We start from the raw sequence: 13252 nt of genomic DNA on the forward strand, positions 1-13252 counted from the left end.
GTTCTAAAATAAACTTATTATTATTAAGACTAAAAAGATATAACCAAAAGCTATATTGATTTCAATAAGACTTTTACCTTCTTGATAAGGTTAAATACAACCTACAATACCCGTAATAAACTAAAAAATTAATGTAATCGAAACGTTCTATCTTTTAAAGATCGTAAGACTATAATCTCAAAATTATGACCCATTTTTTAGTAAAACAATTCACTTAGAAAAATAAATTGTGAAGTAATTATTTAAATTTTATTTTTTACGTCATATTATATTTTTTTGTTATTATACACTAATTTATTCTTTTTTAACCCACACAATGTATATTGCTATATTTCGTATCTGAAAATATTTAAATTATTACACACTATCTTGTTGATATTTTATCAGAACACTAAAAACCTAATTTAATAGGCACATAGAAGTGGCAAAGCGGTAAGATTAATTTATTTTTCAACATCTAAAATAGACTCATAAAGCAACATCTTATATACATTGTTTTATAGGATATGGTTTTTATTTTTTAGTATTTTTATTGCGTAAAATTAATAGTTTTTTCTGGTTATTTAGTGAAAATTTAATGACAATTTAATGACAATTGTGTTTTTGTAAAATCCGAAATTTAAAAACACCGTAAACTTATATAAAAATCACAGTCTGTTATCCACTTAATAGATTCTTCCAATTTTGTCTTTAAGTCGGCTAGAGTATCATAAATTTTCATTGAAATTTTATCTTTCATTCATTGTCAGATTCTTTCAGTAGGCTTGGGTTCTGGAGAATATGAAGGAATTGGTAACAGAAATATGTTCTCAGGAATTATTACATCTTTTGTGGAACGAAATGCTGCATTATCAATTATCATAATCTTTAATTCTGTTGCTTTATGATTACTAATACCATTTAAACTTAAAATATACTGGATTAAAAAGTAAAATTCTCGATCTGTTTTTTTATTTTTAAAACAACTAGAACAAAGGGTTAAGTATATAATTGAAATCATCGCTAGTTAGAGCGCGAAGCGCATTGAGAACCAACATTAATTTTATTGCTTTTATAGGATAGTAACTAAATCAACATCCAGTTTGTAACTCCTACGTAAGAAGGAGTCTCATAATAAATATTATGTGATTTCTCGCTTTGGTCGAAAAGATTGTGAACTTTTTGGACAATCTTAAGGTTAAAAAATAGTATTATGGGTAAATTTCAAAGTTTAAATGGTATTAGGTTCAACGAAGACTCTTTTCTTCTGGGCTATCTTTCATTAAATAGCTTATTTGTTGTTTACTATAATCTTTAGCATAAAGTTCTTCATAAATATCGCTAATCTGTTCTGTGGTCAACCCTACCTCTTAAGATACTTAATAGAGCTGGATAAAATGTACTACTTCTTGTTCTAGGTACTTTTAAAACAAGTTTTTTATCATTACCCTTTGCTTTTCTAAATGGATAGCCATTGACTAAATCATCTGGTTTTTCTTCTTTATGAAGACTTCTTTCTGACTTCATAAAGACTTCTAAAGTCATTTGTAATAAAATATTGGAACCGTTATGACTATTTGCTATTTCCAATAATAATTCTGAAATTTGGTTGTGTGTAAAGTTTATTTGTGTATTTTTTCTGTAATACTAAGATCACATTTTTTTCTTTACATACTTTTTTAGTACAATATCGTTGAATCTATTGATTATGAGGGAATTCATAATCAAGATTCTTTAAATATTGTAACAAATGAAAATGATGGTTCTCTTGATGCTATGAAAGTTTCATCTTGTAATCTGCCCAATGGAAATATAATAACAAAATACAATAAGAAATGATATTACAATAAGTCTCTGGAAAAATATAACATAAATATAATAATTTCACAAAAACTTTGCATCCTTTTTTACAAAACATATAGAATATATGGATTTTATAAGGAAAGATTGCTCGAATTATAGTGATGGTAAATTGTATGAAAAGCTATATAGCGAGAAAATTAGTTTAAGCAAACTTACAAATGCTCAGAGACCAGGAATTCATACGGAGGTGTTAGTTTTGAACGAATTAATAAAAGATAAACAAAACATTGCCAGTGTTGCAGATATTAGAGCACTTGATATTAAAATTGTTATAAGATGGAAGATTAATAAAAAAAGTAATGAGAGTGAGCAAATGGTTACTTGTCTGCATTGTTTTTATATAACGGAAGGGGGGGCTAATAGTAAATAAAATGATAAAATATTTTGAGCTGCAAAACTGGGAAAAATTAAAAGTGAATGGTTCTATAAAACATAATAGTAAATCATTTACAGGAATAAAAGAAAATATAAATTTAGACGATAATTCATGTCACAGGAAGTTATATGTTAGTTGTATGATTTACTAAATAAAATATGTATTAATGTGTTTTGTTTAGAGGCGTAAGAAATATAGAATTCTTTCTTTTTAGACTTGCAAATTTATATGCCTAATTTATTAAATCCACAGGTTTTGGACTTCATCCTTTTACAATACAAAAATCGTACAAGTTAAGAAACAAAAATCCTTAACTTTCTATTTCATAGATTGCTAAGGATTTTAAAAGTACCCGGAGTGGGAATCGAACCCACACTCCGAAGAACACGAGTTTGAGTCGTGCGCGTCTACCAATTCCGCCATCCGGGCATTGCTGAATTGTGAGTGCAAATGTAAACAAAAAAATGAATAATCATAAAAAAATATCAAAAAATATGTTTTCAAGTTAATTTTAATTTTTAAATTTGCAGCGCATTGAATGCAATACAACACATAACTAACTACAATCAACTAAATTAATTTTTAGATTTTATAAAACTCAGAAATTGGTTTGATTGATATAAAAAAACAACCTAATGCCACATTTAGAGCCAGAAGCAAAAATATTTGCTTGTTCGAAAAGTGTATACCTAGCCGAAAAAATTGCCGATAAATACGGTGTGAAGCTAGGAAAAGTAACGTTCTCACATTATAGTGATGGTGAATTTCAACCTTCTTTTGAGGAATCAATAAGAGGATTACGAGTGTTCATTGTGTGTTCAACATTTCCGAGTTCTGACAATTTAATGGAACTCCTACTTATGATTGACGCTGCGAAAAGAGCTTCAGCAAGACACATAACAGCCGTAATTCCTTACTTTGGTTGGGCTCGACAAGATAGAAAAGACAAACCAAGAGTTCCTATAGGCGCAAAATTAGTAGCAAAATTACTTGAAAGCGCAGGAGCTACTCGAATCATGACAATGGATTTACATGCTGATCAAATTCAAGGTTTCTTTGAAAAACCAGTAGATCATTTATTTGCTTCTACCATTTTTCTACCTTATGTCCAATCATTAGGATTGAAAAACTTAACAATAGCATCTCCTGACATGGGGGGGTCAAAAAGGGCTTATGCTTATTCTAAATTCCTAAGTTCGGATGTGGTAATATGCTATAAACAAAGGAAAGCAGCAAATGTCATTGAATCAATGGAATTAATTGGAGAAGTAAAAGGACGAAATGTTATTCTTGTTGATGATATGATAGACACAGGGGGCACATTAGCTAAAGCCGCTGATCTTATGCTAGAAAAAGGTGCTTTAAGTGTACGTGCAATTTGTACTCATGCTATTTTATCTGGAGATGCAACTGAGAGAATAGAAAATTCAAGTCTAACGGAGTTGATTGTTACCGATTCAATACCACTAAAAAGAACATCAGCTAAAATAAAAGTTGTAAGCTGTACCGAATTATTTGCAGATGTAATGCGTATGGTACATTCTAACAATTCTATAAGTAGCAAATTTATTATGTAAATTATATTATTAATTTTTATATATTTTTAAATGAAATCAATTACAATTAAAGGATCTGAAAGAGAAAGCGTGGGTAAAGTATCTACTAAAGCCTTACGTAATGCTGGAATGATTCCTTGCGTATTATACGGAGGAGATCAACCAGTACACTTCGCTGCTGAAGAAAAAGCGTTCAAAAACTTGGTTTACACTCCTAATGCACACACTGTTGTGATTGAATTAGAGAATGGTAAAACTTTCAACGCTGTATTACAAGACATACAGGTTCACCCAGTAACAGACAAAATTTTACATATTGACTTCTACCAATTATTTGAAAACAAAGAAGTTACTATGGAAATCCCTGTAAAAGTTGTTGGTAATTCTAAAGGAGTTATGGCTGGTGGTGTATTACGTCTTAACCAACGTAAACTAAAAGTTAAAGCTTTACCAGCTAACTTACCAGATTTTATCGAAACAGATATTTCTGAATTAGAAATGGGTAATAAATTATATATTACTAAATTACACACAGCTACTTACAAATTCTTACATCCAGATAACACTGTAGTATGTCAAGTAAGAATTTCACGTGCTGCAATGAAAGCTGCTCAAGAAGCTGCAAAAGCAGAAAAAGGAGCAAAAGGAAAGAAAAAATAATTTCCTCAAAATATTTTCAAAAGTGCTCACCATTGTGGGCACTTTTTTATTCTCAATACTCTTTTGTATATATTTAGTATTATCAAATGAAAAAGTTTTTAATAGTAGGTTTAGGCAATATAGGTGCTGAATATATTAATACACGCCACAATATAGGTTTTAAAGTAGTTGATTTCTTAGCTAAAAAGCATAATGTAGAATTTACTATCGCTAAACTAGGAACAGTAGCTGAAATAAAACTAAAAGGAAGAACTTTATTTCTGCTAAAACCTAACACATATATGAATTTAAGTGGCAAGGCCGTTCAATACTGGATGGATAAGGAGAAAATTGAAAAAGAAAATATTCTTGTCATTACCGATGACTTAAACTTACCTTTTGGAACTTTACGCATAAAACCTAAAGGAAGTGACGGAGGTCATAATGGATTAAAAAACATACAATTATTACTTAATTCAACTGAGTATGCTAGATTTCGATTTGGTATAAGTGATGATTTTAAAAAAGGCAAACAAGTAGATTATGTATTAGGCGAATGGGATGAAATAGAAAAAGAAAAATTAACTGAACGTTTAGAACAATCTTCCGCAGCAATTGAGTCTTTTGCTTTAGCTGGTTTAGGCAACACAATGACTGCTTTTAATGGAAAATAATTGAATATATATTATATTTTCTCAGTCTATTAGATAATGAGTTTTTTGAAATAACAAACTATCTCCACAATAAATTAACGAATCATTTAAACTAAAATTCAACATAAAAACAAAGAATTATTATTAGACTTTTTATACCCATTGATTTCTATAAGTCCAAAAAACATACATATACCAACCTAAATAAGCTATACAAACGGTTAATTTGATCAGAGTAGAGGCAATAAAACCAATAAAAGCTCCTAATGCCGCTTTAAATGCTCTTGAAAAATTTTGAGAATCAAAATATAACTCACCTAAACAAGCTCCAATAAAAGGACCAATTACAAAGCCAAAAGGAAGAATAAAAAGACCTACAATTAATCCAATATTAGCTCCCCACACACCATATTTAGATCCTCCTAAACGTTTTGTTCCTAATGAAGGAATCAGATAATCAAGAATTATGATAAAAAGAGTAATTAGAAAAGTACTCCCTAAAACCCAATAATTAGTAGGCACAGTCTTTGTAAAATACAAAAAAAGCAACCCAATCCAACTCAAACCAGGACCTGGTAAAGCAGGCAAAACACTACCTATAACTCCTATTAAAACACAAAGAAAACCAATAATTAGCAATACTAAATCCATCAAATATTTTGTTATTTTTGCCTGTAAATGTAAAACTAAAAAAAAATTGACACAATGAACCATATAAAAAATAATCTATTATTACTTATTACCTCATTATCTATAATAAGTTGTCAATATTTTGAAAAAAAAGAACTCAACAAAGAAGATCTTTTAAAGAAAGAATTGAGCAAAATAAATTGGAACACAGTAGATGAATACCCTTCTACAACAGAATGTGAATCCATAACCGATAAAGAATTGAAAAAAGAATGTTTTTTTCAAGTATTAACCAAGAATATTTATGAAAAAATAGCAACTGATACAGTTAAAAGATTACTACCTAGATTAGATTCTTTAAAGATAAAAGTTGTAATCCATCCCAATTCAACAGTAGATTTTTCAACAATACTCCCTTCTAGTGCAATAGATCCTGAATATACCGATAGTATTTTGCGTTCCAAATTAGTTCATTTTCCTGTAATTGAACCAGCTATTAAAAGAGGGATGAAAGTAAAAACTGAATTTTTTATTCCAATTAAATTAAAATAATTTTATTTCATAAACTTTCTTCCTTTCCAATGGTATTGCCCAAATAATGAATAAATAGCAACAAAAGAACTAAAAAAAGCATAAAGAAAAACAGAAAGGGTTAGATATTTTAATGGTTTCTCAAAATATTGCGCGGATATTCTAAATAAAATATAATCAATTAAAAATTTAATTGAGAATACCATAATCATGAGTTTTACGCTGAAATCTAGAAAAAAATAACCAAAAAGAAGTAATATCAAAGACAAATTCATCAAAAAAACAAAAAGCCCTAGTTGTTTACTATAAATAGATTCGTAATTTCCTGTCTTACTTGCCCATCTCACACGTTGGTTAAACACTTTCCTCAATGTAGGTTCAGGCTTTGTATAAACTGTTGCTAATTTATTTTTAAGAAAATAGATATTTTTAGAATCTCTCTTAACACCCTTTTGAAGTAGAAAAACATCGTCTCCACTTGCTATCTCCTCATTTCCATTAAACCCTTTTAGTTCATTAAAAAAAGATTTTTGATAACAAAAATTAGCACCATTACACATAAAAGCTTGATCATTACCAAAGCTACCTATAGTAACACCCTGTAAACTTAATAAATCTAAATATTGGAAATTTTGCAAAAAACTTTCAACAGGATTAAACAACACTCCAGAAACTACCATTTTAGGGCTGTTTTTTTGAATAAAGGCATCATAAGTAGTTAACCAATTTTTATTTACTGTACAATCTGCATCCGTTGTTATGATCCAATTATTTTTTGCTATTGTAATAGCCGCATTAATAGCATCTTTTTTAGGAGAATTAGATTTTCTAATTGTTTCAATCAAAGAAATTGAGTATCTACTCTTTATTAGCTCAAATTTAACATCTGATTGATCATCTACTAGAATAACTTCAAACAAATGACTCGGGTAATTCAATTTTTCAAAAGAAGCTAATAAATTAGGTAAATTTTTATTTTCATTACGAAACGGAACTATTATAGAAAATTTAGTTTTAGGAGGTATTTTTTTATATGAAAAAGTTTTAACTTTAGTAAAACCAATACATATCCAAAGAATATTGATATTATATCCGAGTAAAACTAAATAAACTATCAATATTAGAGTTTCCATTATTATACCTTTATTTATGATTCTCTCAATTTAAAATTTAACACAAAATAACTACCAATAACTACAGGTAAAACAGTATTTAAAATCCACATCAAAGTACTAATAAAAAGAACAACCCACTCATTAACCTTTAATAAACCAAAGAAAAAAACAGCCACACTCCCCTTTACTGCAAAATCTAAAAACTGGAAAGAAGGTAGAGAAGATGCTAAAAAATATACAGATGTAATTACACTCATCAAAAGTAAATAAGGTAGATCAACACCAAACATTAGAAACAAAAAATAATATTGATGAGAAAAAGTTAAATAACGCAATACGCCTAAAAATAGATTCTTTCGATGTATTTTTTTAGGTATTGCATTAATCTTATGAATAATTTTTTCTATTGAATACTTTCCTATTTTAGCTTTTCTAAAGAATATGATAATTAAAATCAAAAATACAGTAATCCCCAAAACAATAAAAACAACTTTGCTTCTTACAACTGAAAAATAAGTATTGAAATACATCAATCCTAGTATACCAAAAAATACGGTTAAAACAAGTTGAACTCCATTGCAAATCAAGTTTAAAAAAATAACTTTTGAAGTTTGGTTTTTTTCAAAAAACAATGCTTTTCCTGCATATTCTCCTATACCATTAGGTGTAAACAAAGCCAAAGTTAAAGCACCTAAAACTTGTTTAGTAGATTCAACCAGAGAAATAGTTTTTATCTCTTGTATCAAATTTTGCCATTTTAAAATTTCTATAAACCGATTAAGAACTGATAAAAACAAAATAAAAACAATAGTATACCAAGTTTGTTTGAATAAAATTTGATTTTTAAAACGATCAAAATCCATATTAGATTGATTTGATAATCTTTCATATATAAAATAAAAAGCACCTACTACTATAATTAGTTTAAGCAGAAGTGTAAAGAATTGTTTAGATTTGTTGGATATTTTTTGCATTGGAACAAAGTAACAAAACTTTGGACTTGAAACTCGAAACTTTAAATAAAAAATTTGGCAAACGAAAGAATAATTTTAGGTATTGACCCAGGAACTACCATTATGGGATTTGGTCTGATAAAAGTATTGAATAAAAAAATGGAATTTATCCAACTTAACGAATTGTTATTAAGTAAATACGATAATCATTATTTAAAACTTCAAAAAATATTTGAACGAACTATTGAATTAATTGACACTTATCATCCTGATGAAATTGCCATTGAAGCCCCATTTTTTGGCAAAAATGTACAATCAATGCTAAAATTAGGGAGAGCACAAGGAGTTGCTATGGCAGCTGGCTTATCACGTCAAATACCTATAACCGAATATGAACCTAAAAAAATAAAAATGGCCATTACAGGAAACGGTAATGCTAGTAAAGAACAAGTAGCTAAAATGCTCCAACAACTTTTAAAACTAAAAGAGCTTCCTAAAAATTTAGATTCTACTGATGGTTTAGCAGCAGCTGTATGCCATTTTTTTAATTCAGGAAAAGTTGAACTAGGCAAAAGCTATTCTGGTTGGGAAGCTTTTATAAAACAAAATGAAGAACGAATAAAAAAATAAAGTATTTTAAAGATACATCTTCCATTTTATAAATTACTACTAAACCTATGACGATAATTTAAAAATATGTCAGGAATCTATATCCATATCCCATTCTGCAAACAGGCTTGCCATTATTGTGATTTTTATTTTTCGACTTCATTGAAGAAAAAAAATGAAATGATCAAAGCATTAATAAAAGAAATAGCAATACGAAAAAACGAATTTGAAAATGAAGTAGTAGAAACTATTTACTTCGGTGGCGGAACACCTTCTATATTGCCAATTGAAGATATACAACTTTTAATTAATGAAGTTTACAATAATTACAAAGTTACCAATACCCCTGAAATCACTATTGAAGCAAATCCTGATGATTTAGAAACGAATAATTTATTTCAGGATTTTAAATCCATCGGAATTAATCGTATTTCTATTGGTGTACAGTCTTTTCATAAGGCGGATTTACAACTAATGAATCGTGCTCATAATACTCATCAGGCAAAAAAAAGTCTAAAAATAGCAACCCAATATTTTGACAATATTTCAGTAGATCTCATTTATGGAACTCCTGGTTTAACTAATAAAATGTGGCTAGAAAATATTCAAGTTTTATTAGATTTAGGCATCCCTCATATTTCTAGTTATGCCCTAACCGTAGAACCTAAAACTGCCTTGCAAAAATTTATTCAAACAGGTAAAGTTCCTACTCCAGATGAAGAAATTGCTCATGAACAATTTTTACTATTAGTTGATACACTAGAAAAAAACAATTTCATTCATTATGAATTATCTAATTTTGGAAAAGAAAACTATTTTTCTAAAAATAATTCAGCCTATTGGTTAGGAAAAAAATATATAGGGATAGGTCCATCAGCACATAGTTATAACGGAATAAATAGAAGCTGGAATGTGACTAATAACTCATTGTATATAAAATCTATAGAAGAAGAAAAGCTACCTATTGAAACAGAAATTCTTTCATTAACAGATCGTTACAATGAATATATAATGACTGGGTTAAGAACTATTTGGGGTATTTCTTTGGAAAAAATTAAAAAAGATTTTGGAAACAACTATCATGACTATTTAATAAAAAATGCGCAACCATATATAAATAACACACAATTAGAATTAGATAATCATATTCTAAAAACCACTCGTAAAGGGAAATTTTTTTGTGATGGAATTGCATCAGATTTATTTTTTCTAAATTTGAATAGCCCCAAGAAAATCTAAGGCATTTTTTTATTAATCCTCTCTTTTGTGTAATTTATTTTTATAGTCTTTATCATAAAATGATTTTAAAAACAGATAATATTACGTTCGATTTATCTAATCCTCTTGATATTTCCATTCCATTAAATAATACTGAGTCAAATCCAATTGCTTGGTATCTAGAAAAGCCAATAATAGAACCCGTTCGTTTTGACAATTGGGTCGGAAAAGTATCAAACGGAAGCTCTGTAAATTTTAACAATATTTTTTTTAACCCCCATGGGCATGGTACACATACTGAATGTTTAGGACATATTACAAAAGATTTCTACAGTATTAATGACTGTTTAAAAGAATTCTTTTTTCTTGCCAAAGTAATTACTATAGAGCCTCAAAAAAGCAACCAAGATTTGATCATTACAAAAAAAATGATAGAAGATAAACTCTTGTCTATGAGTAAAAATAAAGAAACACAAAATTCGTTCCAAGCATTAGTAATTCGTACTTTACCAAATAATAGCGAAAAAAAAACAAAAAAATACTCAAATACCAACCCACCCTATCTGACAGAAGAAACAGGATTTTATTTACGTGAAATAGGTGTTAAACACTTATTAATTGATTTGCCGAGTATTGATAGAGAAAGAGATGAAGGCAAACTCTTAGCTCACAAAGCTTTTTGGAATGTAACAGATGTAAATCATTTAAATTCAGATGCACGCTTAGATTGTACCATTACCGAAATGATTTTTGTTGATAATACAATTACAGATGACACTTACTTGTTAAATTTACAAATAGCCTCTTTTGAGAATGATGCTAGCCCTAGTAAGCCTATATTATATCCTAAAAAAAATTAAGTTGTAAATACGATAACAACAACCCACAAAAAAACACGCCCGTAAGCGTATTCATTTTTTATTTATCACTCCTCAAAGTCGGAAAACTTTGCGCAACTGGGCAAGACTTCTTTGTCTTTTTCTCTTGTGGATTTTAGACTTGTGGAGATTGGACATCGCTTTTTTTTGAGATTTTCATAAATAAAAAAAGTTTATTGAAACGAATTTCAATAAACTTTTGGGAACATCATATTTTATAATACTTTACAGCTGTTTTACCAACTATTTTTTACTATTAAACTTTTTTAAGACACCTTTTTTTATTACATTTTTACAATGATAAATTCGCTTCTTCTATTTTCTTGATGTTGTTCTTCTGTACAAGAAGATTGATTAGTTGGTTCACAACCGCAATTATTTATTAATTGTGATTCTCCATAACCACGACCTGTTAAACGATCTTTTGCAATACCTTTTTTAATGAGCCAAGCCACTGTTTCTTTTGCTCTACGATCTGAAAGTTTTGCATTATAAGCTGCGGTTTGACGACAGTCAGTATGTGATCGAACGTCTACTTTCATGGTGGGGTATTGTTTCATCACTTCTAAAATTTTAGCTAATTCTACTGCTGCATCAGGACGAATAAATGATTTATCTAGATCAAAATAAATAATTTTAATTTCAAATATTTTGGCTAAATCGGATCCTTCTTTTATTTCTTTTACTTTTTTGGCAGTATCTATAGGTAAATTTGTTTTTCCTGTTTTATTTGGAATTTCTACTGGTTTTTCTTTGGTTTCATAATCTTCTTTTTCTGCTCGTACATAATATTTTTTACCCGCAGGAATTTTCTTAAAATCATAAAATCCTTTGTTGTCTGCTAGAACTTTTTCTATTTCTTTAAATTTTTCATCATATAATGTTACGGTTGCTTCTGGAATTGCTTCTCCTGTTTCGGAGTTTGTAACAATGCCTGTTAGTTGGTGTTGGATTTCTAAATTTAATGGGGATTTTTCTATAAAACTATAGATGTCATCTAAACCTTTGCCTTCTGAACGGTTTGAGGAAAAGAAGCCTTTTCCTTTTTCGTCTATGATAAAAGCAAAATCGTCCATGGGACCATTTATTGGGGATCCAACATTGGTTACTAAATTAGTAACCATTCCTTTATCATCTAATTGTGTTGCGTAAATATCTAATCCTCCTAGTCCTTGTTGTCCATCGGTTGCATAATATAATACTCCTTTATCGCTTATAAAAGGAAAGGTTTCTCTGGCTTCTGTATTGATTGTATTTCCTAGGTTAATAGGGGTTCCATAACTGTTTTCTCCTAAAATAGCTACCTTGAATAAGTCGGATTGCCCGTATGTTCCGGGCATATTAGAGGCAAAATATAAGGTTTTTTCGTCAGGGGATAAGGCGGGATGTGCTACACTGTATTGATCACTATTAAATGGTAGTTCTGTTATATTAATCCATTCTCCTTTTGTATTTAAATTAGCTCGATAGATCTTTAAATTGATGACTTTTTTATCGTCTTTTCCTACTTTTCCTTCATTGAAATTATTACGGGTAAAGTAAACTGTTTTTAGATCTTTGGTGAAAACGGGAGAGTCTTCGTGATATTTGGAATTGATTTCTTTTGCAAAACGAGCTGTATTAATAAGATCGTCTCCTGTTTCATTTTTATCAGCAGCATACAGGTTGGTAAATGATTTTCCTGTCCATTTTGCTTTTGTTTTGAAAACTCCAATGGTATCTCTAGTGGATGCAAAAAGTACTTTGTTTCCATAGAATGCTGTACCATAATCGGAAGAACTGCCATTAATGCTTACTGGTTTTATTTCAAAACGTCCAGAATTTTTTGCGATAATATTTTTATAATCTTTTTGATTATTATAAATACTGGCTCTTGTATCTTTGGATGTTAATTGATAAAATTTATCCATATATTCATCGGCTTTTTTGTAATTTTCTACCGATTTGAGGGTTTGTGCATAACGATAGTAATATTCAGGTTCTACTGTTTCACCTAAAGCAAATAATTCAGTATACCATTTATGGGCTTCTGTAAATTTAGCATTGTAGTAATAGGAATCTCCTAAGCGTTGAAATAACTCTTTTGATTTATATCCTTTTTGAGCTACTTTTAAATAGGTGCCAATTGCATCGACGTATGCTAAACCATTATAGTGATTACTTGCTTTTATGATTTTTTTCTCTTGTGCATATATTCCATTCAAAGACAATCCTAATACAGTAAATAAAATTATTCTTTTCATAATAATAGT

15 protein-coding genes and 1 tRNA gene are annotated in these 13252 nt (G+C 29.1%); 8 read left to right on the plus strand and 8 right to left on the minus strand.

All coding sequences use genetic code 11. The annotated features are described in order from the left end of the window. Positions 1 to 745 precede the first annotated feature (745 nt). The 3 genes from ACUXZJ_RS05525 to ACUXZJ_RS05535 form a co-directional block, all read right to left on the minus strand. Positions 746 to 1000 carry a hypothetical protein gene (locus ACUXZJ_RS05525; protein WP_060383455.1) on the minus strand — a complete coding sequence of 85 codons (255 nt, stop codon included), beginning with the start codon at positions 998 to 1000 and terminating at the stop codon, positions 746 to 748. Positions 1001 to 1226: 226 nt separating this feature from the next. Then, the gene (locus tag ACUXZJ_RS05530; RefSeq protein ID WP_123862004.1) at positions 1227 to 1340 is read right to left on the minus strand and encodes a hypothetical protein; all 114 of its coding nucleotides are present in this window, start codon (positions 1338 to 1340) and stop codon (positions 1227 to 1229) included. Continuing rightward, positions 1321 to 1569, minus strand: coding sequence for a hypothetical protein (locus ACUXZJ_RS05535; RefSeq protein WP_060383454.1), 249 nt, complete (start codon positions 1567 to 1569; stop codon positions 1321 to 1323). Before ACUXZJ_RS05535 ends, ACUXZJ_RS05530 begins: the two co-directional genes overlap by 20 nt. A gap of 337 nt (positions 1570 to 1906) precedes the next feature. Between ACUXZJ_RS05535 and ACUXZJ_RS05540 the strand changes: the two genes are divergently transcribed. Then, entirely contained in the window at positions 1907 to 2212 is a 306-nt protein-coding gene (locus tag ACUXZJ_RS05540; protein ID WP_060383453.1) for a hypothetical protein, read from the plus strand. A gap of 355 nt (positions 2213 to 2567) precedes the next feature. Here the strand turns inward: ACUXZJ_RS05540 and ACUXZJ_RS05545 are convergent. Beyond that, positions 2568 to 2647 (minus strand) — tRNA-Leu (locus ACUXZJ_RS05545). Positions 2648 to 2853: 206 nt separating this feature from the next. On the opposite strand from ACUXZJ_RS05545, the gene ACUXZJ_RS05550 reads away from it, so the two are divergent. The 3 genes from ACUXZJ_RS05550 (at position 2854) to pth (ending at position 5087) form a co-directional block, all read left to right on the plus strand. Continuing rightward, on the plus strand, positions 2854 to 3795 hold the full coding sequence (locus tag ACUXZJ_RS05550) for a ribose-phosphate pyrophosphokinase (protein ID WP_060383452.1): 942 nt from the start codon (positions 2854 to 2856) through the stop codon (positions 3793 to 3795). A 30-nt stretch (positions 3796 to 3825) separates the two neighbouring features. Further along, on the plus strand, positions 3826 to 4434 hold the full coding sequence (locus ACUXZJ_RS05555) for a 50S ribosomal protein L25/general stress protein Ctc (protein ID WP_060383451.1): 609 nt from the start codon (positions 3826 to 3828) through the stop codon (positions 4432 to 4434). Positions 4435 to 4520: 86 nt separating this feature from the next. Then, positions 4521 to 5087, plus strand: a complete 567-nt coding sequence (gene pth, locus ACUXZJ_RS05560) for an aminoacyl-tRNA hydrolase (protein ID WP_063743614.1) — start codon at positions 4521 to 4523, stop codon at positions 5085 to 5087. Between the two features lie 132 nt (positions 5088 to 5219). Here pth and ACUXZJ_RS05565 read toward each other — a convergent pair whose 3' ends face one another. Next, positions 5220 to 5717 (minus strand): DUF456 domain-containing protein, encoded by a 498-nt coding sequence (locus tag ACUXZJ_RS05565; RefSeq protein WP_063744175.1) that lies wholly within the window; start codon positions 5715 to 5717, stop codon positions 5220 to 5222. Positions 5718 to 5771: 54 nt separating this feature from the next. Between ACUXZJ_RS05565 and ACUXZJ_RS05570 the strand changes: the two genes are divergently transcribed. Beyond that, positions 5772 to 6248, plus strand: coding sequence for a hypothetical protein (locus ACUXZJ_RS05570; protein ID WP_060383897.1), 477 nt, complete (start codon positions 5772 to 5774; stop codon positions 6246 to 6248). A 2-nt stretch (positions 6249 to 6250) separates the two neighbouring features. Here ACUXZJ_RS05570 and ACUXZJ_RS05575 read toward each other — a convergent pair whose 3' ends face one another. Together ACUXZJ_RS05575 and ACUXZJ_RS05580 are read right to left on the minus strand one after the other, a co-directional pair. Then, a complete protein-coding gene (locus ACUXZJ_RS05575) occupies positions 6251 to 7360 on the minus strand; it encodes a glycosyltransferase (protein WP_063743615.1) in 1110 nt (369 codons plus the stop codon). A 14-nt stretch (positions 7361 to 7374) separates the two neighbouring features. Continuing rightward, a complete protein-coding gene (locus ACUXZJ_RS05580; RefSeq protein WP_063743616.1) occupies positions 7375 to 8316 on the minus strand; it encodes a lysylphosphatidylglycerol synthase domain-containing protein in 942 nt (313 codons plus the stop codon). A gap of 54 nt (positions 8317 to 8370) precedes the next feature. Between ACUXZJ_RS05580 and ruvC the strand changes: the two genes are divergently transcribed. The 3 genes from ruvC (at position 8371) to ACUXZJ_RS05595 (ending at position 10982) form a co-directional block, all read left to right on the plus strand. Beyond that, positions 8371 to 8925, plus strand: a complete 555-nt coding sequence (ruvC, locus tag ACUXZJ_RS05585) for a crossover junction endodeoxyribonuclease RuvC (protein ID WP_060383447.1) — start codon at positions 8371 to 8373, stop codon at positions 8923 to 8925. 66 nt (positions 8926 to 8991) lie between these two features. Then, the gene (gene hemW / locus ACUXZJ_RS05590; protein WP_060383446.1) at positions 8992 to 10143 is read left to right on the plus strand and encodes a radical SAM family heme chaperone HemW; all 1152 of its coding nucleotides are present in this window, start codon (positions 8992 to 8994) and stop codon (positions 10141 to 10143) included. 59 nt (positions 10144 to 10202) lie between these two features. Further along, positions 10203 to 10982, plus strand: a complete 780-nt coding sequence (locus tag ACUXZJ_RS05595; RefSeq protein WP_060383445.1) for a cyclase family protein — start codon at positions 10203 to 10205, stop codon at positions 10980 to 10982. 302 nt (positions 10983 to 11284) lie between these two features. Here ACUXZJ_RS05595 and ACUXZJ_RS05600 read toward each other — a convergent pair whose 3' ends face one another. Then, positions 11285 to 13243 (minus strand): OmpA family protein, encoded by a 1959-nt coding sequence (locus tag ACUXZJ_RS05600; protein ID WP_060382882.1) that lies wholly within the window; start codon positions 13241 to 13243, stop codon positions 11285 to 11287. Between the last annotated feature and the right edge of the window lie 9 nt (positions 13244 to 13252).

The sequence above is a fragment of the Flavobacterium sp. TN-1 genome, assembly GCF_052828645.1.

What these genes read in the sequence shown, in the direction of transcription:
- ACUXZJ_RS05595 (WP_060383445.1), top strand. Translation starts at nt 10,203, where the DNA reads ATGATTTTAAAAACAGATAATATTACGTTCGATTTATCTAATCCTCTT.
- pth (WP_063743614.1), top strand. Translation starts at nt 4,521, where the DNA reads ATGAAAAAGTTTTTAATAGTAGGTTTAGGCAATATAGGTGCTGAATAT.
- ACUXZJ_RS05555 (WP_060383451.1), top strand. Translation starts at nt 3,826, where the DNA reads ATGAAATCAATTACAATTAAAGGATCTGAAAGAGAAAGCGTGGGTAAA.
- ACUXZJ_RS05570 (WP_060383897.1), top strand. Translation starts at nt 5,772, where the DNA reads ATGAACCATATAAAAAATAATCTATTATTACTTATTACCTCATTATCT.
- ACUXZJ_RS05540 (WP_060383453.1), top strand. Translation starts at nt 1,907, where the DNA reads ATGGATTTTATAAGGAAAGATTGCTCGAATTATAGTGATGGTAAATTG.
- ACUXZJ_RS05550 (WP_060383452.1), top strand. Translation starts at nt 2,854, where the DNA reads ATGCCACATTTAGAGCCAGAAGCAAAAATATTTGCTTGTTCGAAAAGT.
- hemW (WP_060383446.1), top strand. Translation starts at nt 8,992, where the DNA reads ATGTCAGGAATCTATATCCATATCCCATTCTGCAAACAGGCTTGCCAT.
- ACUXZJ_RS05600 (WP_060382882.1), bottom strand. Translation starts at nt 13,243, where the DNA reads ATGAAAAGAATAATTTTATTTACTGTATTAGGATTGTCTTTGAATGGA.
- ACUXZJ_RS05565 (WP_063744175.1), bottom strand. Translation starts at nt 5,717, where the DNA reads ATGGATTTAGTATTGCTAATTATTGGTTTTCTTTGTGTTTTAATAGGA.
- ACUXZJ_RS05575 (WP_063743615.1), bottom strand. Translation starts at nt 7,360, where the DNA reads ATGGAAACTCTAATATTGATAGTTTATTTAGTTTTACTCGGATATAAT.
- ACUXZJ_RS05525 (WP_060383455.1), bottom strand. Translation starts at nt 1,000, where the DNA reads ATGATTTCAATTATATACTTAACCCTTTGTTCTAGTTGTTTTAAAAAT.
- ACUXZJ_RS05580 (WP_063743616.1), bottom strand. Translation starts at nt 8,316, where the DNA reads ATGCAAAAAATATCCAACAAATCTAAACAATTCTTTACACTTCTGCTT.